Below are 19,493 nucleotides of genomic sequence, written 5' to 3'. Positions count from 1 at the left end.
CGATCCATGTGACCCGATACAGCCAGCAGGCTATACAGGCTATGATAGCACAAATGCAATCTGGCAGGCAGCGGACTGTGACGGTGATGGTGTGAGCAACGGAGATGAGTTCACCAATGGTACTGATCCATACAACAATCCAGGTGACACAGACGGTGATGGTATTGATGATGATGTAGAGACTAATGATGGTTCTGATCCATTAGATGCATGTTCACCAGATAATACAAATGAAAACTGTGATGCTGATAATGATGGATTAACTAATGGTGAGGAGACCATACTTGGTACTGATCCCAATAACCCTGATACGGATGGTGATGGACTTGATGATGGTAGTGAGATAGATAATGGAAGTGATCCAAATGATCCGTGTGATGATGACGGAACTGTTGGAGATGAGGATTTATCGAACCCAATATTCTTAAATGCAGATTGTGACGGTGATGGTGTAACTAATGGAGATGAAATAGACCCTGATGGAAACGGATTTGATGATGATGATGGTACAGATTGGAATGACCCATGTGATTTTAATCGTGCTGACATTACATTACCTGTAACGACATTGGCACAATGTCAATCTTGTATAGAAATCTTCAATGAGTTCTCACCGAATGGTGATGGAGACAATGAATTATTCGTAATTACTTGTATTGAGAATTTTCCAAATAATACACTCGAAGTTTATAACCGTTGGGGGAACATAGTCTTTAAGGAAAAAGGCTATCAAAACACATGGGATGGTACATCTAACGGAAGAAGTGTTATTAACGGTTCAAGACAATTGCCAGTAGGGACATATTATTATGTTTTAAACCTAGGCGATGGTTCAAAACCTATGACAGGTTGGTTGTACATTAATAGATAAATAATCATAGTAAGAAAGAAGTTAAGATGTTATATAAATTATCAATTTTTAAAGTCTTAATACTAACAATCATATCATTGTTCAGTATAAATAGTTTTGGGCAACAAGATCCTCAATACACGCATTATATGTACAATACACTTAGTGTTAATCCAGCTTATGCAGGTCAGCGAGAAACATTAAGTATCGTTGGTTTACATAGATCGCAATGGGTTGGTTTTGATGGTGCCCCAAGAACACAATCTTTAAGCATTCATTCTCCGTTAAGAAATGAAAATATAGGATTAGGTCTAAATATTGTTAACGATGCGCTTGGACCGGCAAACGAAACATTTGTGGATGCTAATTTCTCTTATTCAGTGCGCTTAAATGAAAATAACACAAAACTTTCTTTTGGAGCTAAAGTTGGCTGGCACAACTTAAGTACAGATTGGAGTAAGGGGCGTTTTCAAAGTCCGGATGCTGTTTTTCAACAAAACATTAATCAACATTCTCTAATTATCGGTGGTGGATTATACTTGAGTGACCGAGATTGGTATGTGGGCGTTTCTGCTCCCAACTTATTAACCACAAGTCATTACGATGATTTCCAAGAGTCTGTTGCTACAGAGCGCTTACATTATTTTATTACTGGTGGCTATGTTTTTAATTTAAGTGAAACCACTAAGTTAAAACCAGCATTTTTGGTTAAAGCGGTATCTGGAGCTCCAATTATTGCTGATATATCTGCAAATGCATTATTTAATGATAGATTTACTTTAGGACTCGCATGGCGTTGGGATGATTCCATTGCTGGCTTGGCAGGTATTCAATTAAATAATGGCATTTTTATAGGCTATGGTTATGATTTAACAACATCTGATCTGAATAATTATAACAGTGGTACGCACGAAATTATTCTACGGTTCGAAGTCCAAAAAATTGGTAAAGTGTTGTCTCCTAGATTCTTTTAAAAATAAATAGTATGAAAATTATACTTAAACAGTTCACATTTATTATATGCATTTTAGCAATTACATCTGTTAATGCTCAGCAAAATGAAGCTAGAAAGGCTTTGAAAGGTTATGAGAAATTGGCTTATCAAGAAACAGCATCAGAACTAGAAGCTTTAGTTTCCAAAGGCAATACCTCTCAGGAGCTTATTGAAAAATTAGCCAATTCATATTATTTTAACAATGATATGCCACTAGCTTCAAAATGGTATGCTGTACTTTTTGATAAACATGATGATATAGATGCTGAATACTATTATAGATATGCAATGGCATTGAAAGGCAATGAAAAGTATAAGGAATCGGACGAATGGATAATGAAATTCGGAGAACTTATGCCAAATGATTCAAGAGTTAAACTGTTTAATTCTAATAGAAATTACTTGAATGATATTCAGTCGACAAATGGTAATAGTACTAAGCTTATTAATGTTTCATTTAACAGTGAGTTTTCAGATTTTGGTAGTTTTGAGTATAACAATCGCTTCTATTTTTCATCTTCGAGAGGTGGTGGAAAAGATTACAAATGGAATGGTCAACCCTACCTAAATGTATACGCTGTAGAAGGTTCTGGTATAGGCGATGCTTCAGATATAGAATCTTTTGAAGCTATTAATACCAAATGGCATGAGTCTTCGGTTTGTATATCTCCTGATGGGTCGTATCTCTTTTTTACCCGTAACAATTATTTCAAAAATGATTATAAAGAGGATGAAGATGGAGTAAATAGGTTACAGCTTTTTAGAGTGACCAAAAATGACAAAGGGCAATGGGATGATGTCATAAAAGAGGATATCAACAGTAATGATTATAGCATTGCTCATCCTGCGATAAATAAAAATGGGACAAAACTTTATTTTGCATCCGATATGCCGGGCACATTAGGTCAATCCGATATTTTTGTAGTAGATATTAATGAAGATGGCACCCTTGGAACTCCAATGAATTTAGGAGATAAAATTAATACCGAAGGTCAAGAATCGTTTCCCTTTGTAAATGAGAAAGGCGATTTATTTTTTTCATCGAAGAGTACGATTGGGTTGGGAGGCTATGATGTTTTTGTAGTTAGAAGTTTTGAAAACACTAATAACCTTTCGGCCGTACAAGCTGAAAATCTTGGTATGCCCTTTAATAGTTCTCAAGATGATTTTGCTTACTATGAAAATTCAAAAACACGGACTGGTTATTTGTCTTCGAACAGAAAAGGTGGAAAAGGAGATGATGATATTTACACATTTGAAGTTCCAAAATGTAAGAGAAATATAATTGTTGGGCTTCAAAATGCTGAAGACCTTTCAGAAATAGGTAATACTGGAGTAACCGTTGAAAACAAGGATGGTGAAAAAATCGACCTTTTTAAAACGGATACTAATGGCAAGTTTGAATTTCGTGTTTTATGTAGTATTGATGTGATTAGAATAACAGTAGAAAAGGATGATTTTGAAAGTTACACATCAGAGTTTAGTATAAGTAAAGCAAAAGATAATTCAATAGACGTTTTATTAAAGCCAATACCAAAAAAGGTTCTTCCTGAAGTAGGTACAGACTTATTTAAGCTTTTAAAATTGGAGCCCATATTGTTCGATTCAAACAAATCCAACATAAGACCAGATGCTCAGGTTCAAATCAATAAAATTATTGCCTACCTAAAGGAGTACCCAATGTTAAAAGTTGACATCCGATCACATACAGATTCAAAAGGGAGAGATGCCTATAACGAAGCCTTATCTCAAAGGCGAAACGAAGCAACAAAGAACTATATGATTACTGTTGGAGGCATATCTAAAGATAGAATTACGGGTAAAGGTTATGGGGAATCCCAATTGGTCAATAAATGTAAAAATGGGGTGACATGTACACCAGAAGAACACGAACAAAATAGAAGAAATGAATTTATAGTCATTAGTCACTAAAATTCAATTCATATACTTTTTAAACATCCTTTCTGAGGATGTTTTTTGTTTTTACTAACAGTGTTTTCAAATAATTGATAGTATTTTTGGGATATGAAAGAAGAACAAGTGATTTTGGTTGATGAAAACGATAATCAAATTGGACTGATGGCAAAAATGGAGGCGCATGAAAAAGCATTGCTACATCGTGCTTTTTCTGTGTTTGTGTTTAATTCTAAAAATGAATTGATGTTACAGCAACGTGCGTTGCACAAATACCATACTCCTGGATTGTGGACCAATACCTGTTGCAGTCATCAGCGTGAAGGAGAATCTAATATTGAAGCTGGTAAACGGCGTTTACAAGAGGAAATGGGCTTTGTTACAGAATTAAAGGAAACCACGTCTTTTATCTATAAAGCACCATTTGAAAACGGGTTAACAGAGCATGAATACGATCATATTTTGGTAGGGCATTTTGATGACGAACCAAATATTAATCCAGATGAAGTCGCCGATTGGAAATGGATGACTTTAGAGACGGTTAAGTCAGATATGGCACAAAACCCCGATGATTATACGGCCTGGTTTAAGATTATTTTTGAAAAGTTTTACGAGCATATCAATATCACATCATGAAAGTAACAGTAAGCAGAAAAGCACATTTTAATGCGGCGCATCGCCTATACCGAAAGGACTGGAGCCATGAAAAGAATGATGAGGTATTCGGAAAATGCAATAACCCCAATTTTCATGGGCATAACTACGAATTAATCGCCAGTGTAACTGGTGAGATAGATTCAGAAACAGGTTACGTGATTGATATAAAGGTGCTAAAAGATATTATTAAGTCTGAAGTCGAGGATGCTTTTGATCATAAAAACCTAAATGTCGAAGTTCCAGAATTTGCAGACTTAAATCCTACTGCTGAAAATATTGTGGTCGTTATTTATAACAAGCTAAAAGCCAAGTTAGATGCTAATTTAGAGCTTGAAGTCACGCTTTACGAAACCCCGCGTAACTTCGTTAAATATTCAGGAGAATAAGGTATGAAGGCATCATTGTACCCTTTAAAGTTTCACCCCATCTTAAAAGAGAAAATTTGGGGTGGACAAAAGTTGAAGACCTATTTAAATAAGAATTCAGATGCGCCAAATGTTGGGGAGAGTTGGGAGCTGAGTGATGTTGAAGGAGATACATCTATAGTCTCTAACGGAAAATTGAAGGGAACATCCTTAAAAGAATTGCTAGAAGAGTATGCTTCGGACATAGTTGGTGAAAAGAACTATCAACAGTTTGGAAACAAGTTCCCTTTGCTCATTAAGTTTATTGATGCCAAGGAAGATTTAAGTATTCAGTTGCACCCTAATGATAAGCTAGCTAAGAAACGTCATAACTCTTTTGGTAAAACGGAAATGTGGTATGTGATGCAAGCAGATGCTGGTTCTAACCTTATTGTTGGGTTTAATCAAGATGTTGATTCTAAAAAATATCTAAATCATCTAGAGAATAAGACACTTACTGAGATATTAAATTTTGATGACGTAAAAGAAGGCGACACCTACTTTATTGAGGTTGGACGTGTACATTCCATTGGTGCTGGAGTGATGGTGGCCGAAATTCAGCAAACAAGTGATATTACGTACAGGGTTTACGATTGGGACAGGAAAGATGATGACGGTAATGAACGCGAACTTCATAATGATTTGGCCATTGATGCCATTGATTTTAATATACCAGATAACTTTAGAGTATCATACTCTAAGGAAAAGAACACCTCTAACCAAATGGTATCTTGCCCATATTTTAAAACGAACTATTTAGACATCGACTCCACTTTAGAAAAAGAAAACAGACAAGATTCTTTTGTGATTTATATGTGTGTTGATGGAGACGCTAGAATTAATGTTGGCGATTTTTCTGAATCCATTAAAAAAGGAGAAACAGTCCTTGTTCCTGCTTACTTAAAACAGTATAAAATTGAATCTAAAGGAGCAAAACTTTTAGAGATTTATGTCTAAACTTTATAGTTATAATCAGTGTAGGATTTAGTACTTTTGCAGTACTTAAAATATGAATCATGGCAAATAAGAGAGATTTAAAAAAAGACATAAACTATGTTTTGGGAGACATCATTGAAGCAGTTTATGTTTGGGAATTGGCAAATTCTGAAAAACCTACCAAAGAAAGCGAAGCTATAATCGATGAGGCTATTGCAACATTTGACGATTTAATCGAAAAGGTTAATGATAGATCCGTTGAAAATAAGAAAGCACATTTTAAGCAAATTAACCAAGATCTTGAAACAAAAGGTCGTGAGTTGATTGATAAAATCAATAAGCTTAAGTAAGTCGCTTTTCTAACAAACAAAAAAATCCAATCGGTTACGGTTGGATTTTTTTGTTTAATAATCTAGTGCCATTTTAATTCAAGGTATCTAGAGCTGTTCTGTAATCCCTTAAGGCATCTCCTAAAATCTTGCCGTAATGTGATTCCTTAATTTCTGATGTTAAATTATTATAGATAGAATCCATATACTTAACACTTGTATTTGGGATTTCATATACCGCTAAGTATGGTGCTACTTCACTATCGTTATGATTCAATGCAAAGTTTATGGTCGCTGCATATTTTAGACGTGTGAGTCGCTCGTACCTTTTATTAAGTGAGTCCACAGCTACGCTGTCTTGTCTTTTTTGGGCATCAAAATTATGTTTTATAAGATCTAGGTTTTGATCTTTATAGATTTCGACAATCTCTAGATAGTCCTCCAAAACCTCTTGCTGTTGGCTTCCTGTTATTTTTGCATCAAAACTAAAACGTTTTAATGTGGTTTTAATTTGCATTTCACCTTTATCTGCAAAAAATGGAATGACGTTATCATCTATATTATCGTTCTTCGCCAATTTTAAGAATAATAAAATAGGTTCTTCCAAATCTGTTGAAAGTACAAATTCTGGTTCACCCATTATTTGCATGGAATCTAGAGTAATTCTTGAGGAATCTCCATCTTTCTGCAAATAAACAGTCCCTTTTTTTAGGCCTTTAATACTGCCCTTTAAAGTGAAGTTGGCCTCTTTTTTATCGCAAGACACAACCCCTAAAATAAGTATCGCTAAAACGTAAGTTTTTAATGATTTTAACATGAAAATAGTTGAAATTTAGGTCGCAAATATCACATAATATTTTCTGAAATACTAACCTCCAGCAGCTATTTTCATAAGCTCTGCACAAAGAATAGCACCATAGGTGCCTACAACATAACCAAACACAGCCAGAAGTGCGCCAACAGAAGCTAAAGACGGATGAAATGCTGCAGCAACAACAGGTGCTGAAGCCGCACCTCCTACATTGGCTTGACTCCCGACGGCTAAAAAGAAATACGGTGCTTTAATAAGTTTGGCAACACCAATGAGTAATAGTGCGTGTATAGCCATCCATACCAACCCGATTAAAATAAGCCCAGGGTTTTCTAGAATTTTGCCCAAGTCCATTTTCATACCGATGGTAGCCACAAGAATATAAATAAAGACGCTACCTATTTTACTGGCACCTGCACCTTCGTAGTTTTTGGCTTTTGTAAACGACAATATAACACCTATCGCTGTAGCGATACTGATGAGCCAAAAGAAACCACTACCAAAGGATGATAAGGCGCTTTTAGGGTCGCTCACGGCCTCAAAATTGTTTGATAAAAAGCTAGAAATATGGTCAGATCCAAAGTGGGAAATCCCAACTGCACCAAAGGCAATGGCTAAAATTATTATAAGATCTGAAGTCTTAGGGATTCGTGTTATTTTATCACTAAAGGTCTGTACCTTGTCCTGTAACTCATCAATGGCGGTGTTATCTGCTTTGAGCCACTTGTCAATTTTTTTGCGTTTTCCGATACCTAACAGTATAATGGCCATCCATAGATTAGCAACTACAATATCGACAAGTACCATACCTCCGTATAATTCTTGGTTAAATTCATAAATCTCTAACATCGCAGCTTGGTTGGCTCCACCACCAATCCAACTACCAGCCAGCGTTGCAAGGCCTCTCCATGTGGCATCAAAACCAACTCCACCAACGGTTTCGGGTGAAAATGCTGAAATCAATACAATAGCAATGGGGCCACCAATGATAATACCTGCAGTACCTGTGAAAAACATCACTAAGGCTTTCCATCCTAAATTAAAAATCGCCTTCAGGTCAATGCTTAGCGTTAGTAATACCAATGATGCAGGTAATAGATAACGACTGGCAATAAAATAAGTTTGCGAGATTTCATCTGAAATTACACCCAAAGAATTGAATATGGACGGAATGAAATAACACATCAATAGTCCGGGAACAATCCTGTAAAATTTCTTCCAAAATCCTGTTTTTATGGATTCCGTGTAAAACACAAATCCAAGGGAAATCATTAAAATCCCGAATACAATGGCATCGTTGGTAAAGACTGGAGTATTTTCCATAGTGGTAGTTTAAAGATGCAAAATACAAAAATTAAGGCCTAAAAAAGTGACCGATTGGTCACTCCTTATTTTTTTGTTTTGGGTGTCTGTTGTGTTCTTTAAGGTATTGCATTAGCATCCACTCAATCTGTCCGTTAGTACTGCGAAATTCATCCGCAGCCCATTTTTCGACAGCTTTGAGCATGTCTTCATTCATCCGTAATGCAAAGGCTTTTTTCTTAGCCATTAGTATTAATTTTTAATTTGTAGGTATTTAATACGCTTTCAGCTTCATGTTTCTTTTGTGTGCCAATTAATAGTTTCTTACCATTTTTTAATTCGAGCTGAATGCCGATATCTTCAGAGACATTTATAGCTTTCCCATTAGCTTTACTAAAGAGTTTCCCACCTCTTAAGCCCCAGCCTCCATATTCTCCTATTGGACTGTAACTTCTAACATAAGCTTTGTTTATGTCTCCCCACACAATACTCTTATTTGTCCAATGAAAAGGAAAAAATTTATAATGAATACCTTTTTCATCAATTCTAGAGGTCAACTTAAACAAGAATATAATACCAGCAGCCAAAATAACTACACTAATGATTGAGACCAGCTCAATAATAGACATACTTTTAGAATCTTTGTAATATGTGCCCAATACTATTCCTAAAGGCACCAGCGTACTAATGGCCACTAGAATAATGAGCCATAATTGAGTAAATCGTTGCTGTTCCTTAAATATCCGCATTATCTGTTTTTATCACGTTCAAAAATAATAAAAGGGGAATTTTGCCCAACGTGTTTAACTTCCCAGCCTTCCCTTGCATATTGGTTCAAAAGATCTTCATATTTTTGAAATCGATTTCTTAAAGATAGTTTTGGCTGTATAACTTTATATTCTTTCATATTTTTTAAATTTATTCATTTTCAGAATTCTCATTCAGGAATACTAAAGCTATGATGGTACCAATACATAGACCTATAATACTACCCGCAATTAAACCTACAACAATATTACCAGCAACAACGCCTACAGTTATTCCTAAACTTGTTCCGCCAGAACTTCCAAGAGCAATACTTAAAATTTGTGACTTGTTCATATTAATGATTTAAAGTGCCTGCATTTACAATTGGTGATGCATCTTTGTCGCCACAAAGAACAACCATAAGATTACTAACCATGGCTGCTTTACGCTCTTCGTCTAAATCTACAATTTGGTTTTTGCTCAATTCATGTAAAGCCATCTCGACCATGCTTACAGCACCCTCTACGATTTTATGTCTGGCAGCAACGATTGCAGTAGCTTGCTGTCTCTTGAGCATGGCATTGGCAATTTCTTGAGCGTAAGCTAAATACCCGATGCGTGCTTCTAATACTTCGATGCCAGCAATCAATAAGCGTTCTTCAATTTCTTTTTCAAGAGCTTCACTAACTTCATTGACGCTAGAACGTAAGGTAATGTCTTCATCATGTCCTTCATCTGCAAAATTATCGTAAGGGTACATGCTTGCTAACTTTCGGACGGCAGCATCGGTTTGCACGCGGACAAAGTTTTCGTAATTATCCACATCAAATGCAGCTTTGTAGGTATTAAATACCCTCCACACTAAAATGGTGCTAATCATTACAGGATTACCCAATTTATCATTGACTTTAAGACGTTCGCTATCAAAGTTACTAGCCCTTAGAGATATTTTCTTTTTAGTATAAAAGGGATTGACCCAATAAAAGCCATTCCTTTTAATGGTACCGACATATTTTCCAAATAACAATAGGACCCTCGAATTGTTTGGCTGCACCATTACAAAGCCAAATGCCAATATTAAAGATGATACAATGGCAATGATAAACCATGGGCTTCGCAATAAAATCATTGCGACAATACTACCGATAAATAATACAAAGAATACCAATAACATTAGGTATCCGTTAGCAGGGACAATGACTTTTTCTTCTTTCATGATGTTGGATTTTATAAGTTAAATTCAAAATGATATTATTTTGATATCATAAAGATATATTTTGTTTTTTGATTTTCAAAATATTTTATGAAAATTATTTTTTTGGCACGGGATTTGAATATAGTATTGGTGTAATGTAAAATGCAGAGTTCGCCTGGTTAGCAGCTCAATAAATGCACACATTACATTGGTTGGTTAGTTAGTAAAAAAGCATCTTCGTCTGAAGATGCTTTTTTTATTGAAGTAAGATGGATTTGCTTTATTTATTGTAAGGACAGTAGCATTTATCACTTTTAAAAAGCCCAGCAAAGAACTCGCCAATGTTGCCACTATCAGTTCTAAATATATCTATAAAGACACTTAAACTTAATACGTTTGGATTATATGGTTTTAAATCAGCAAGGTTTACCCCATAAGCAGACCTAATAAAATCTTCGCGTTCCTCTTCAGTTTCTGCTAAGGCCATTTCGTAACGTAGGTCAATACCTATACTTTTAAATTTGAATGTCACTCCAAAATTTAAATTCACGGCTGTTTTTTCTAAATCAGGACCTACATTGCCTGTTGTAAAAGAAGTTTCTTGTACACCTTCAATTTCTGCATCACTAAAAAAACCAAAGTCAGGACCAGCATATACTGATACAGGACCAATAATGTCGTAACCTAATAATATTGGAAAGTCAATTTTTGAACGTGTCCATTTGGATTGCTGATCTGGAAAATCATAATGATTTTGAAAGGACATGTAGTTCAGTTCTGGGCGTACATAAAACTTTCCGAATTGTGCCACAAAATAGCCGCCAAACTGAAAACCGATATCCTCAACCGGGTCAAAAACAAGTCCGGCTTCAGGGCCGTTTGGTCCGTTAGAACCAACAGTTATAATTTCGCCGATAGAGTAGGTATTGAATCCGCCACGCACACCAAAGCCAAATTCTTGAGCTTGTAGTGAAAAGGGCAGACAAAAAAGTAAACCAATTAGTAGGTAATTAGATTTCATGATACATAGATTTGGGTGTATTCAGATTTTGAAAGTAGAATTAATTTCAAAAAACACCCTGATTTGTCGATGAGTGACAAAAAATAACTATGAAATCACTAATAAAAACAAATTTTTCGGCTGAAATGCCTATCTGTTTGATTCTATGAAGGTTACTATGCTTTTGATGAGTTCTGAAGAAATAGGTCTAAAGGCCTCGTTATAGGACTTGGAATTTTCCAGGTCAGAACCTTCAATTTCAAAAAGAACATGATTCATGTTTTCAATGATTTTTAGCTCCGCTTTAGAATTTGCAGCAGCTAATAAATTGGCCTCATCAACAGACACTTGAAGATCTTTTGTGCCATTGATTATAAGTACAGGCATTTCCAAAGATTTTATTTCTTCTGTAGGATTGTATTGCATCCAGCTTATCATAAATTTTTGAAGCTCTTCATTAAACATATTACTCAACTCTTTGGGATATTCTTTTGTGGTCTTTCCTTCTTTCAACTTTTCGACAACAGCAGTTGTGGCTTCCGTAAAATAGGGAGCAGTTTTATTGACTTGCTCTATGAGTACATCCCCTATATTTTGGCCTGCACCAGCTAAGGAAATAAATCCATCGGCATTGTCCTCGGCTGCAAGGATACCCACCAAACTACCTTGACTGTGGCCAATAATATATATTTTGGAAAAATTTGGATTGTCTTTAAAATGGTCGATACATGCCTTTGCATCATCAACAAAATCATCAAAGCTAATTTTCTTTTCTAATTTTCCCATTTGAATTTGCTTTACAGTACGCTTATCATATCTAAATGAAGCAATTTGTGATTCTGCCAAAGCTATTGCCAATTTTTTCAGGGAGTTATTTTTTAAGGTATTCTGGTTTCCATTTCTATCAGTAGGACCAGAACCTGCAATAATTATTACCAAATCGGGCTTAGAGTTAGAGTTGGGCGTTAATAGCGTCCCTTCTACCCATTTATTGATTTCTATTTCTGTACTTTGAAGAGGATTGTTTTGCCCAAAAAGAGTAAGTGATAGACAAAGTAATAAACTGAGAAAAGCTCCTTTCATAGTATTTTTTATTTACGGACAAATATAGTCCAAAGACTGATAAAAAGGTATAACGCTCGGATCGCTTTTGTTATTATAGCAGTGTGTTTTATCGATGAAATACATTATTTCATCTTTAAATGTTAAAATTAGGTGTATTTCATCGATTAATAATGTATTTAAACTATATAATTGAAATAGGATTTTATATTTGTTGTGTACTAAAATTTAGTTTTTAGTTCAATGGATTAATTAATTAATATTTGCATTATGTTATTGGTTTAGAGACCCTGAATCTACTAGCATATATTAAAGCAAATTATTAGAAAAACCGAGATTGAGGGATCTCGGTTTTTTGCTTTTATAAGGTTTGCAAATTTCTAAAGGTGAGGTTTATTCTACCTCCAATATCCTTTTTAGTTTTGGCTATTTGATGTAGCCAATGATGCTGCATTTCTCCTTTCATTACCAATAGACTACCGTGTTTCAATACTAATTTATGTCTCTCTGATTTTATGGTTCTATGTTTAAAATGGAATGGACGTTCCTCACCAAAACTTAATGATGCAATTATGGGGTTGTTCCCTAATTCCTTTTCATTATCTGCATGCCATCCGTTACTGTCATTGCCATCTCTATACCAATTCAATAAAACGGTATCAAAATTTTGACCACATGTATTAGAAATATCAGCTTCAATTTTAATAAGCTTTTTAGTAAAGGGTTTTGGGTGCATAAGGATACCTGAATAGGAATACGTTTTACCATTCTTACCAAATAAAGCAGTTAATCGTGGCTGTTTATAGGTTTTTCCATAGACCGTAATATCATCTTGTTGCCACTTTGTGCTTTGCTTTAAGCTTTCATAAAGTCGATCTGCTTCTCCTTTTTTATAGAAATTTGGATAATAAATAAGCTCAGCATTGGGTAAGCACATTACTTGTTTTTCTGCAGAAAACAGTTCCATAGTTTAATTTTCTCTAAATTAGCTATTGAATATGAATTACAAAAATCTACTTTTAATCCTCTTATTTGGCTTGCTTTCTTTTCAAGAGCGTAAGGATATGCCCAAGGATTTTACAGATGTCTCTGAGGTTATTGCTGATTTGGATGTAGAGCTTCGTTATTATTCAACTCATAATTTTGTCGGTGACACAATAAATGGGTACCATTCTAACACGCTTTATCTCACCAAAGCAGCAGCAAAGCATTTAAAGTTAGTACAGGACGAACTACAGCAACAAAACCTATGCTTACGGGTTTATGATGGCTATAGACCACAAACTGCTGTAAACCATTTTGTACGTTGGGCAAAGCAGATTAATGATACTATAAATAAGCAGGAGTTCTACCCAAAAGTTGATAAAAGTAATTTATTTAGTGAAGGATATATTGCGAGTAAATCTGGTCATAGCCGTGGCAGTACAGTAGATTTAACCATCATTGACGGTGAGACTAACATTCCTTTGGATATGGGAAGTCCTTATGATTTTTTCGGACAACCGTCTTGGGTAAATTATGAATCCATAACAGCTGAACAAAAAGCAAATAGACAACTTCTACAAACTGTAATGCTGAAGCATGGATTCAGGAATTATCCTAAAGAATGGTGGCACTTCACGTTACGAGGTGAGCCATTTCCTGATACGTATTTCGACTTTCCAATTAAATAATTACTTGCGATTGCGTTTCATATGCAAGAAAACACCAAACAGGTTAATGCCCAATCCAACAGGTATGAGGTATGTAAGCGATTCACCCGTTTTAGCTTGATAACCAATAATACCTCCTAAAATTACTATACCGATAATGGCAATGATAAGGCCTGTTTTATCTTTCATAGTTATCTTTTAAAGATATGAATATGCCCAATACATCAATACAAATTGTAGTGGTATACGAAGGTATAAAATCCACTTTGGTATGCCAGCACCGGCTTCTTTGCTCGTTAACATGTAAAAATGAACACTCAAAAACATAATGAGCATTAGCATAATTCCGATAAGGCAAATATCTCGTGTTTCTGAGGATAATAACCCTAAACCTAAAGCAATTTCGGAAACGCCACTAATAAGTACTAAAGCCTTATGGTTTGGTAAATAGTTGGGCATAGTACGCATATACATTTGCGGTTTAACAAAATGTGAAATTCCTGCAATAATATATATCGCAGCCATTAAATATAAGTGCCATGGTTCATTCATCTTTATAAATTTTAAGTGTTAGTCCTATTCCGTAGTTATAATATCCTTTGTCTAATAAGGTTGATTTAAAGCCATTATTAGCTTTAAACGGAGTCCAATCATTGTCATTGATAAAGACACGTTTAATATAAGTTCTATGTGGTTGTATTTCGTTAGTAAAAGGCAACAAGGGTCTAAAGTTGGTAGGTATTTTTACAATACCAGACTGACTTTTGATTTCCTTATATTTTTTATTGGGTAATAATTTACCTTTTGAGTCGGTGTAGCCCAAAACCTGTAGAGACACAAAGACACCTTCCTTTTGCATAAAAATCGAGTTTCCAGATACATCGAGTTCATGAAAATCACCATCTTTCTCAGTAGCCCTAAAGACTATGGTTTGGTAGGAAAGGACTTCGCCTGGAAGACCATTTTCGTTTTTATAAAACTTGACTTTAAATAGGGTTGAAAATTTCTTTTTATCACTGTTTTTCTTCTTGCGCTTACTCCAGTCCTTAGATTCTAAGGCGATAGGAAACTTAACCGATGCAATCTGCGTCAACGAGCTTTCTTCATTCGGAAAAAATACAGCGATTTCAGATTCTATGGTCGGTAACCAGCAATTGTAATAATCGTCATCTAAATAGGGCTCGAGTTCTTCAGTCTCAAAAGGTCTATTTGGTGTATAACTCAAAAGCACTTCGTCCAACTGATCTATCTGAGGCTGAAGAAATAATTGTTTTTCAATATTTGCGCTGGCCAAATCAAGTTCCTTATAACCTAGAGCAGAAATAAAAAGCGAATCAATATCCGGGTATAATTTTTTATTAAAAACAAACACACCTTCATCATCGGCAAAAATACCATTGCCATTTCCGAAAGACACTGTAGCATAGGAAACAGGTATCTTAGAAATACTATCTACTATTTTTATTTGGCTCCAAAGTACTTGAACACCTAAAAAAAATAAAGGAAGGAAGATGGTTTTATTGAGCATGGTCGTTAATACTGCTTATAAATATAACCAATATACTTTTTCAACCAGATAAAATCTACTTAATGTCCTAAAAATCCGATGACTAATTTCAAGCTGCTATAAACATCGAAAAAAAGCATAAAAAAACGTCCAACCCATTTGGTAATGAGTGAGACGTTTTTCGTCTTTTGATTGATTAGTTGTTTTTTAGTCGTCCAACGCTCTTTTGGTTTGTGTAAAACCGACATATAGACCTAGACCTGCCATGATAAAAATTACAGCAACAATTGCCCCATCATTTAATCGGGTATATTCATCGATAATGGAACCTATAAAGGCGCCAACACCAATACCCATTAAAAGAAATGCTAGATTTAATATGACTATCTTCCATGAAGACCCTGCGCGTTTACCAATATTAAAGATGCTTGCATCCGCACCTTTTTCTATTAAAGCTAGCCGTTCTTTATTTCTTGTAGAAAAGTATAAGTACACAATTCCAAAAATAGCTGCGAACATGCTAATTGGTATTAAAATTTCTTCATCCATAATGTTTGTTTTTAAATTGATTAGTTTTAATTGTTCAAAGCTTATGACGACTGGTTTTTGATTTAGGTTACAATTTTTTCAAAAAAATTAATTTTTATCAGTTTGTGTAACCTTATATACATAGTTGTCGTCTTAAATAAAAATGACCACCAACGACGAAAACATATTAATAGATGCTATTAATAATGGCGATGCTAGAGCTTATGCACAACTAGTAGATCGTTATAAGGATCTGGTCTATACTTTAGCGATAAGAATGTTGAAGAACAGGGAAGAGGCCGAAGAAGTAGCACAAGATACGTTTATCAAAGTTTTTAAGTCATTGGATAGGTTTAAAGGGGATTCTAAGTTTTCGACTTGGATTTATAGAGTGGCTTATAACACGTGTCTGGACAATATTAAAAAGAACAAAAAGCACATAAACAATGTTGCAATAGATGAATATACTTTTAATAAGTTAGATACTATTGATAATGCTTTAGACAATATAATTAAGGAAGAAAGGAGTACTTTAATAAAAGATTGCATCAACAAATTACCAGAGGATAGCAGTGCATTGTTAACCTTATTTTATTTTGAAGAATTATCTTTAGAAGAAATTTCTAAAATCATTAATGTTGAAGCCAATACGGTTAAGGTGAAATTGTTTAGAGCTCGAAAAAAATTGGCAGTTATTTTAGAGCAATACCTGCAACCGCAAAATAGTTTGAATTATGGAGAAGCATGATAAAAAAATAGAGGAGTTAGTTAATAAGTTAATGACGGATGATAGCTTAGAGCAAGCGCCAAATGACTTTACAGATAATGTAATGTCTAAGATTGAAGCCTTGTCAGCATCTAAAGCAATAGTTTATAAACCACTTATTCCAAAATATTTGTGGTGGCTAATAGGTGCAGGCTTTTTAGGATTGGTTAGTTATGTCCTTTTTCAAGACTCAGGCAACACGGCAAGCCTTTCCGAGCGTTATAATTTACCGGATGTGGCGCTTAATCCATTCGAAGGATTCTCTTTTGATTTTTCTAATACATTTATGTATGTGTTTGTTTTACTTGCTATTATGTTAAGTATTCAAATTCCGTTATTGAAACAGTATTTTAATAATCGTATGTCTTTTTAATTAGGATAATACCAAAAGGGAATACGAGCTACATAGGTGCTAACGGTATCGTTGTTTCTTATAATTCTTTTTCTAATGATATTTAATAGATGTTTACCTTCAGGGAGATCTTTTATGCCAATATAACTCTCAAAACCCCTTTGCTTCTTCAAGCTTTCACCTAGGATAAAGTCACTTTTATATGTTATGGTGTCAATTTTTACACTATACACATAGTTGAGTGTTTTTATATATTCTTTTTGAAGACTGTCCCTTTTAGACCATCTAAAATTTGAATCAAAAAACATCTTAGAATTTAATCCACGAATATCGTTTTCTGGTTTAAGACCTTGGTTAAAATCCACGACATTATCTTCAATATTCTCGTCGAGAACCAAGAAAATTTTTATAAATGGATCAGTAATAACCTTTGATGATATAGCAGCACGTTTAATAAAGTCTGCATCTTCGGTGAGTAAATCTTCGTAGTTTAAAGAATTTGCAATTATGGTATTAGAGTTGAGGTCTTCGCCAAAATAATTAGAACGTTCATAAACAAAGGAAGAACCTATTAGTATTAGTATAAAGAGAGGAACTAATAAAAAGCTTAAGCGTTTTCCAAATTTGTTATCTAAAAAGTTATAGACGATTGGCCGATATAGAAATGATAAGGTAATAAAACTAAAAACCCAATATACCGGAAAATAAATCTTACTAATCCACTTTTTTTTCTTTAACCAGCCTTGTGTAACAAAATCAATAAATGTGATAAACATGCCTATGGTAATAAACAACATCATCGGAATGCCTAGCCACAATCTAAATGTCTTGTTGAGGTTGTCATTATCAAGAATGTAATTTGCAATTAAAGCAATACATACAATGGTAAAGGTTAGGGCTAGAACATAGAATATAAGAAGAAATGATATGGCAAATATGATACTGCAATAATCTTCTAGCCGTGCAATGTACCTATCGAATGAGCCAACTCTTTTTTTAAGGTATTTAGTGAATTTTGGACTATAGTTGAGGTAGTCATAATCAATATCCCCGGAAACATAGCGTAGCCCCAATGCTCCAATCCATAAACCTCTGAGAATAACATGCAGAATTAAATTTAGGGCTAAAATGGCACAAGAGACCAGAGCCACCATAAGTATAATGACCATGTAGATTTTTTCATCATTTTCTGCTGCAGTTAGGGCTACAGATATAGGGTCAAAAATCGAGAATAGACCAAAAATGGCAAAACCAGAAATAATCAGTTCTAATTGCCAACTTTCTTCCTGTAGTTTTTGTAATAGCTTTTTAAAAGCCGGATTATTATAATCTTGACTCATGGGTTGGTTGATTTATTTCATCCTAAATTTAGGTATATTCAATTAAATTTAACTTTTTTTATGACTATTGAATAGTTCTACCAACGTCCTATTCTCCAATCTTTTTGTTCGTTCTCAGATAAAAACGTCCAAGCTATAAAGCGACTTATTTTATGACCTTGTCCCATTTCAACCGTTTTAACCTCTGTAGCATTTACTTTTTGTAAAATCTTGTACGTCGGTTTTAAAGACGTTTCTTTTGAAATTAAACAGGTAAACCAAAGGCATTGCTTACCAAAGTGTTTACTTTCATAAATCATGTCCTTTACAAACCGGACTTCACCACCTTTGGTCCATAACTCATTGTGTTGACCGCCAAAATTGAGTATTGCTTTGTCTGGTTTTTTCCCTTTTAGGTTTTTAAGCTTTTTAAGACTGGCTTTTTGAGCTTCTTCCAATGAGGAATGAAAGGGCGGGTTACACATTGAAAAATCAATGTTCTCATCAGGTTTTAAAATGCCTTTGAAAAAAGCATTACTCGATTCCTGACGTCTAATCTCTACATTGGATTTTAATTTAGAGTTGTTTTGTTCTATGGCTTTGGCTGATATAATAGCAGTCTCATCGGTGTCACTACCTATAAAAGACCAACCGTATTCATGGTTACCAATGATGGGGTAAATACAACTTGCACCAACACCTATGTCTAAACCTTTAATTTGATGTCCTTTTGGGATGTCTTTTTCATCTCTTTTTAAAAGGTCTGCGATATTGTGAATATAGTCTGCCCGGCCAGGAATCGGTGGACATAAATAGTGCTTAGGAATATCCCAAAATTCTATGCCATAATGATGAACTAATAAAGCTTTATTTAGGGCTTTTACTGCTTCGGGATTAAAAAAATCTACTGAAAGATCTCCATACTTGTTTGGAGCAACAAAAGGGGCTAACTCTGGGGAGCTTTTAATAAGGTCATCAAAATTGTAGCGTGTTCTGTGCTGATTCCTTGGGTGAAGTTCTGATTTTATTTTAGGGTGTGCTTTCTTTTTCAATTTTTTATAAGTCTTTTTAGAGTAAAAACAAATTAGGCTTAATAATAATGCTTTTTGTAGTCTATATGATAATTTAGTTGGATTTATCTGGATGCCCTAATTAATAATACAAAGTC

26 protein-coding genes are annotated in these 19,493 nt (G+C 34.6%); 10 read left to right on the top strand and 16 right to left on the bottom strand.

Going from position 1 to position 19,493, the window contains the following annotated elements; translation table 11 throughout:
- The 7 genes from ACFEMA_RS10775 to ACFEMA_RS10745 form a co-directional block, all read left to right on the top strand.
- On the top strand, positions 1-871 hold an 871-nt coding region (locus ACFEMA_RS10775; protein WP_411768207.1), incomplete at its 5' end, for a gliding motility-associated C-terminal domain-containing protein.
- 26 nt (positions 872-897) lie between these two features.
- Positions 898-1,824: a type IX secretion system membrane protein PorP/SprF gene (locus tag ACFEMA_RS10770; RefSeq protein ID WP_411768206.1), complete on the top strand. Its 927-nt coding sequence runs from the start codon at positions 898-900 to the stop codon at positions 1,822-1,824.
- Between the two features lie 11 nt (positions 1,825-1,835).
- Positions 1,836-3,776, top strand: coding sequence for an OmpA family protein (locus tag ACFEMA_RS10765; RefSeq protein WP_411768205.1), 1,941 nt, complete (start codon positions 1,836-1,838; stop codon positions 3,774-3,776).
- A 93-nt stretch (positions 3,777-3,869) separates the two neighbouring features.
- Positions 3,870-4,394, top strand: a complete 525-nt coding sequence (gene idi, locus ACFEMA_RS10760; RefSeq protein ID WP_411768204.1) for an isopentenyl-diphosphate Delta-isomerase — start codon at positions 3,870-3,872, stop codon at positions 4,392-4,394.
- Positions 4,391-4,801, top strand: a complete 411-nt coding sequence (locus ACFEMA_RS10755) for a 6-pyruvoyl trahydropterin synthase family protein (protein WP_411768203.1) — start codon at positions 4,391-4,393, stop codon at positions 4,799-4,801. Before idi ends, ACFEMA_RS10755 begins: the two co-directional genes overlap by 4 nt.
- A 3-nt stretch (positions 4,802-4,804) precedes the next feature.
- Complete coding sequence (locus tag ACFEMA_RS10750; protein ID WP_411768202.1) at positions 4,805-5,776, top strand: type I phosphomannose isomerase catalytic subunit; 972 nt, start codon at positions 4,805-4,807, stop codon at positions 5,774-5,776.
- Between the two features lie 59 nt (positions 5,777-5,835).
- Positions 5,836-6,105, top strand: a complete 270-nt coding sequence (locus tag ACFEMA_RS10745; RefSeq protein ID WP_411768201.1) for a hypothetical protein — start codon at positions 5,836-5,838, stop codon at positions 6,103-6,105.
- Positions 6,106-6,178: 73 nt separating this feature from the next.
- Here the strand turns inward: ACFEMA_RS10745 and ACFEMA_RS10740 are convergent, their stop codons facing one another.
- The 10 genes from ACFEMA_RS10740 to ACFEMA_RS10695 all read right to left on the bottom strand — a co-directional run bounded on the left by ACFEMA_RS10740 (position 6,179) and on the right by ACFEMA_RS10695 (position 13,168).
- Positions 6,179-6,901 carry a DUF4369 domain-containing protein gene (locus ACFEMA_RS10740; RefSeq protein WP_411768200.1) on the bottom strand — a complete coding sequence of 241 codons (723 nt, stop codon included), beginning with the start codon at positions 6,899-6,901 and terminating at the stop codon, positions 6,179-6,181.
- Positions 6,902-6,952: 51 nt separating this feature from the next.
- Positions 6,953-8,218: a DUF819 domain-containing protein gene (locus ACFEMA_RS10735; RefSeq protein WP_411768199.1), complete on the bottom strand. Its 1,266-nt coding sequence runs from the start codon at positions 8,216-8,218 to the stop codon at positions 6,953-6,955.
- Positions 8,219-8,276: 58 nt separating this feature from the next.
- Positions 8,277-8,444, bottom strand: coding sequence for an Arc family DNA binding domain-containing protein (locus tag ACFEMA_RS10730; protein ID WP_411768198.1), 168 nt, complete (start codon positions 8,442-8,444; stop codon positions 8,277-8,279).
- On the bottom strand, positions 8,437-8,946 hold the full coding sequence (locus ACFEMA_RS10725) for a hypothetical protein (RefSeq protein WP_411768197.1): 510 nt from the start codon (positions 8,944-8,946) through the stop codon (positions 8,437-8,439). Before ACFEMA_RS10725 ends, ACFEMA_RS10730 begins: the two co-directional genes overlap by 8 nt.
- Complete coding sequence (locus tag ACFEMA_RS10720; protein WP_411768196.1) at positions 8,946-9,104, bottom strand: DUF4177 domain-containing protein; 159 nt, start codon at positions 9,102-9,104, stop codon at positions 8,946-8,948. The genes ACFEMA_RS10725 and ACFEMA_RS10720 overlap by 1 nt, the downstream gene beginning before the upstream one ends.
- 11 nt (positions 9,105-9,115) lie before the next feature.
- On the bottom strand, positions 9,116-9,298 hold the full coding sequence (locus tag ACFEMA_RS10715) for a hypothetical protein (RefSeq protein ID WP_411768195.1): 183 nt from the start codon (positions 9,296-9,298) through the stop codon (positions 9,116-9,118).
- Position 9,299: 1 nt separating this feature from the next.
- Positions 9,300-10,160: an SPFH domain-containing protein gene (locus ACFEMA_RS10710; RefSeq protein ID WP_411768194.1), complete on the bottom strand. Its 861-nt coding sequence runs from the start codon at positions 10,158-10,160 to the stop codon at positions 9,300-9,302.
- A gap of 259 nt (positions 10,161-10,419) precedes the next feature.
- The gene (locus ACFEMA_RS10705; RefSeq protein WP_411768193.1) at positions 10,420-11,160 is read right to left on the bottom strand and encodes a hypothetical protein; all 741 of its coding nucleotides are present in this window, start codon (positions 11,158-11,160) and stop codon (positions 10,420-10,422) included.
- 129 nt (positions 11,161-11,289) lie between these two features.
- Entirely contained in the window at positions 11,290-12,222 is a 933-nt protein-coding gene (locus ACFEMA_RS10700; protein WP_411768192.1) for an alpha/beta hydrolase, read from the bottom strand.
- A 340-nt stretch (positions 12,223-12,562) separates the two neighbouring features.
- The gene (locus ACFEMA_RS10695) at positions 12,563-13,168 is read right to left on the bottom strand and encodes an alpha-ketoglutarate-dependent dioxygenase AlkB family protein (protein ID WP_411768191.1); all 606 of its coding nucleotides are present in this window, start codon (positions 13,166-13,168) and stop codon (positions 12,563-12,565) included.
- Between the two features lie 31 nt (positions 13,169-13,199).
- On the opposite strand from ACFEMA_RS10695, the gene ACFEMA_RS10690 reads away from it, so the two are divergent.
- The gene (locus ACFEMA_RS10690) at positions 13,200-13,874 is read left to right on the top strand and encodes a M15 family metallopeptidase (protein ID WP_411768190.1); all 675 of its coding nucleotides are present in this window, start codon (positions 13,200-13,202) and stop codon (positions 13,872-13,874) included.
- Here ACFEMA_RS10690 and ACFEMA_RS10685 read toward each other — a convergent pair whose 3' ends face one another.
- The 4 genes from ACFEMA_RS10685 to ACFEMA_RS10670 all read right to left on the bottom strand — a co-directional run bounded on the left by ACFEMA_RS10685 (position 13,875) and on the right by ACFEMA_RS10670 (position 15,909).
- Positions 13,875-14,042, bottom strand: a complete 168-nt coding sequence (locus ACFEMA_RS10685) for a hypothetical protein (RefSeq protein ID WP_411768189.1) — start codon at positions 14,040-14,042, stop codon at positions 13,875-13,877. It abuts the gene before it with no gap.
- Between the two features lie 9 nt (positions 14,043-14,051).
- Entirely contained in the window at positions 14,052-14,405 is a 354-nt protein-coding gene (locus tag ACFEMA_RS10680) for a MauE/DoxX family redox-associated membrane protein (protein WP_411768188.1), read from the bottom strand.
- Positions 14,398-15,381: a hypothetical protein gene (locus ACFEMA_RS10675; RefSeq protein ID WP_411768187.1), complete on the bottom strand. Its 984-nt coding sequence runs from the start codon at positions 15,379-15,381 to the stop codon at positions 14,398-14,400. The genes ACFEMA_RS10680 and ACFEMA_RS10675 overlap by 8 nt, the downstream gene beginning before the upstream one ends.
- 186 nt (positions 15,382-15,567) lie before the next feature.
- A complete protein-coding gene (locus tag ACFEMA_RS10670; protein WP_411768186.1) occupies positions 15,568-15,909 on the bottom strand; it encodes a DUF6249 domain-containing protein in 342 nt (113 codons plus the stop codon).
- Positions 15,910-16,051: 142 nt separating this feature from the next.
- Here ACFEMA_RS10670 and ACFEMA_RS10665 point away from each other — a divergent pair, with 142 nt between their 5' ends.
- Entirely contained in the window at positions 16,052-16,636 is a 585-nt protein-coding gene (locus ACFEMA_RS10665; RefSeq protein ID WP_411768185.1) for an RNA polymerase sigma factor, read from the top strand.
- Complete coding sequence (locus tag ACFEMA_RS10660) at positions 16,623-17,027, top strand: hypothetical protein (RefSeq protein WP_411768184.1); 405 nt, start codon at positions 16,623-16,625, stop codon at positions 17,025-17,027. The genes ACFEMA_RS10665 and ACFEMA_RS10660 overlap by 14 nt, the downstream gene beginning before the upstream one ends.
- Here the strand turns inward: ACFEMA_RS10660 and ACFEMA_RS10655 are convergent.
- Together ACFEMA_RS10655 and rlmF are read right to left on the bottom strand one after the other, a co-directional pair.
- Positions 17,024-18,346: a hypothetical protein gene (locus ACFEMA_RS10655; protein WP_411768183.1), complete on the bottom strand. Its 1,323-nt coding sequence runs from the start codon at positions 18,344-18,346 to the stop codon at positions 17,024-17,026. The two genes, ACFEMA_RS10660 and ACFEMA_RS10655, sit on opposite strands and share 4 nt — an antisense overlap.
- A 77-nt stretch (positions 18,347-18,423) precedes the next feature.
- A complete protein-coding gene (gene rlmF, locus ACFEMA_RS10650; protein WP_411768182.1) occupies positions 18,424-19,377 on the bottom strand; it encodes a 23S rRNA (adenine(1618)-N(6))-methyltransferase RlmF in 954 nt (317 codons plus the stop codon).
- Positions 19,378-19,493 lie beyond the last annotated feature (116 nt).

Source organism: Winogradskyella sp. A3E31 (assembly GCF_046720935.1).
GTDB lineage: Bacteria > Bacteroidota > Bacteroidia > Flavobacteriales > Flavobacteriaceae > Winogradskyella.
Note: the sequence above shows the minus strand (reverse complement) of the source record. Positions and strands in the feature narration are given on the sequence as shown.

What these genes read in the sequence shown, in the direction of transcription:
- ACFEMA_RS10770 (WP_411768206.1), top strand. Translation starts at nt 898, where the DNA reads ATGTTATATAAATTATCAATTTTTAAAGTCTTAATACTAACAATCATA.
- ACFEMA_RS10765 (WP_411768205.1), top strand. Translation starts at nt 1,836, where the DNA reads ATGAAAATTATACTTAAACAGTTCACATTTATTATATGCATTTTAGCA.
- idi (WP_411768204.1), top strand. Translation starts at nt 3,870, where the DNA reads ATGAAAGAAGAACAAGTGATTTTGGTTGATGAAAACGATAATCAAATT.
- ACFEMA_RS10755 (WP_411768203.1), top strand. Translation starts at nt 4,391, where the DNA reads ATGAAAGTAACAGTAAGCAGAAAAGCACATTTTAATGCGGCGCATCGC.
- ACFEMA_RS10750 (WP_411768202.1), top strand. Translation starts at nt 4,805, where the DNA reads ATGAAGGCATCATTGTACCCTTTAAAGTTTCACCCCATCTTAAAAGAG.
- ACFEMA_RS10745 (WP_411768201.1), top strand. Translation starts at nt 5,836, where the DNA reads ATGGCAAATAAGAGAGATTTAAAAAAAGACATAAACTATGTTTTGGGA.
- ACFEMA_RS10740 (WP_411768200.1), bottom strand. Translation starts at nt 6,901, where the DNA reads ATGTTAAAATCATTAAAAACTTACGTTTTAGCGATACTTATTTTAGGG.
- ACFEMA_RS10735 (WP_411768199.1), bottom strand. Translation starts at nt 8,218, where the DNA reads ATGGAAAATACTCCAGTCTTTACCAACGATGCCATTGTATTCGGGATT.
- ACFEMA_RS10730 (WP_411768198.1), bottom strand. Translation starts at nt 8,444, where the DNA reads ATGGCTAAGAAAAAAGCCTTTGCATTACGGATGAATGAAGACATGCTC.
- ACFEMA_RS10725 (WP_411768197.1), bottom strand. Translation starts at nt 8,946, where the DNA reads ATGCGGATATTTAAGGAACAGCAACGATTTACTCAATTATGGCTCATT.
- ACFEMA_RS10720 (WP_411768196.1), bottom strand. Translation starts at nt 9,104, where the DNA reads ATGAAAGAATATAAAGTTATACAGCCAAAACTATCTTTAAGAAATCGA.
- ACFEMA_RS10715 (WP_411768195.1), bottom strand. Translation starts at nt 9,298, where the DNA reads ATGAACAAGTCACAAATTTTAAGTATTGCTCTTGGAAGTTCTGGCGGA.
- ACFEMA_RS10710 (WP_411768194.1), bottom strand. Translation starts at nt 10,160, where the DNA reads ATGAAAGAAGAAAAAGTCATTGTCCCTGCTAACGGATACCTAATGTTA.
- ACFEMA_RS10705 (WP_411768193.1), bottom strand. Translation starts at nt 11,160, where the DNA reads ATGAAATCTAATTACCTACTAATTGGTTTACTTTTTTGTCTGCCCTTT.
- ACFEMA_RS10700 (WP_411768192.1), bottom strand. Translation starts at nt 12,222, where the DNA reads ATGAAAGGAGCTTTTCTCAGTTTATTACTTTGTCTATCACTTACTCTT.
- ACFEMA_RS10695 (WP_411768191.1), bottom strand. Translation starts at nt 13,168, where the DNA reads ATGGAACTGTTTTCTGCAGAAAAACAAGTAATGTGCTTACCCAATGCT.
- ACFEMA_RS10690 (WP_411768190.1), top strand. Translation starts at nt 13,200, where the DNA reads ATGAATTACAAAAATCTACTTTTAATCCTCTTATTTGGCTTGCTTTCT.
- ACFEMA_RS10685 (WP_411768189.1), bottom strand. Translation starts at nt 14,042, where the DNA reads ATGAAAGATAAAACAGGCCTTATCATTGCCATTATCGGTATAGTAATT.
- ACFEMA_RS10680 (WP_411768188.1), bottom strand. Translation starts at nt 14,405, where the DNA reads ATGAATGAACCATGGCACTTATATTTAATGGCTGCGATATATATTATT.
- ACFEMA_RS10675 (WP_411768187.1), bottom strand. Translation starts at nt 15,381, where the DNA reads ATGCTCAATAAAACCATCTTCCTTCCTTTATTTTTTTTAGGTGTTCAA.
- ACFEMA_RS10670 (WP_411768186.1), bottom strand. Translation starts at nt 15,909, where the DNA reads ATGGATGAAGAAATTTTAATACCAATTAGCATGTTCGCAGCTATTTTT.
- ACFEMA_RS10665 (WP_411768185.1), top strand. Translation starts at nt 16,052, where the DNA reads ATGACCACCAACGACGAAAACATATTAATAGATGCTATTAATAATGGC.
- ACFEMA_RS10660 (WP_411768184.1), top strand. Translation starts at nt 16,623, where the DNA reads ATGGAGAAGCATGATAAAAAAATAGAGGAGTTAGTTAATAAGTTAATG.
- ACFEMA_RS10655 (WP_411768183.1), bottom strand. Translation starts at nt 18,346, where the DNA reads ATGAGTCAAGATTATAATAATCCGGCTTTTAAAAAGCTATTACAAAAA.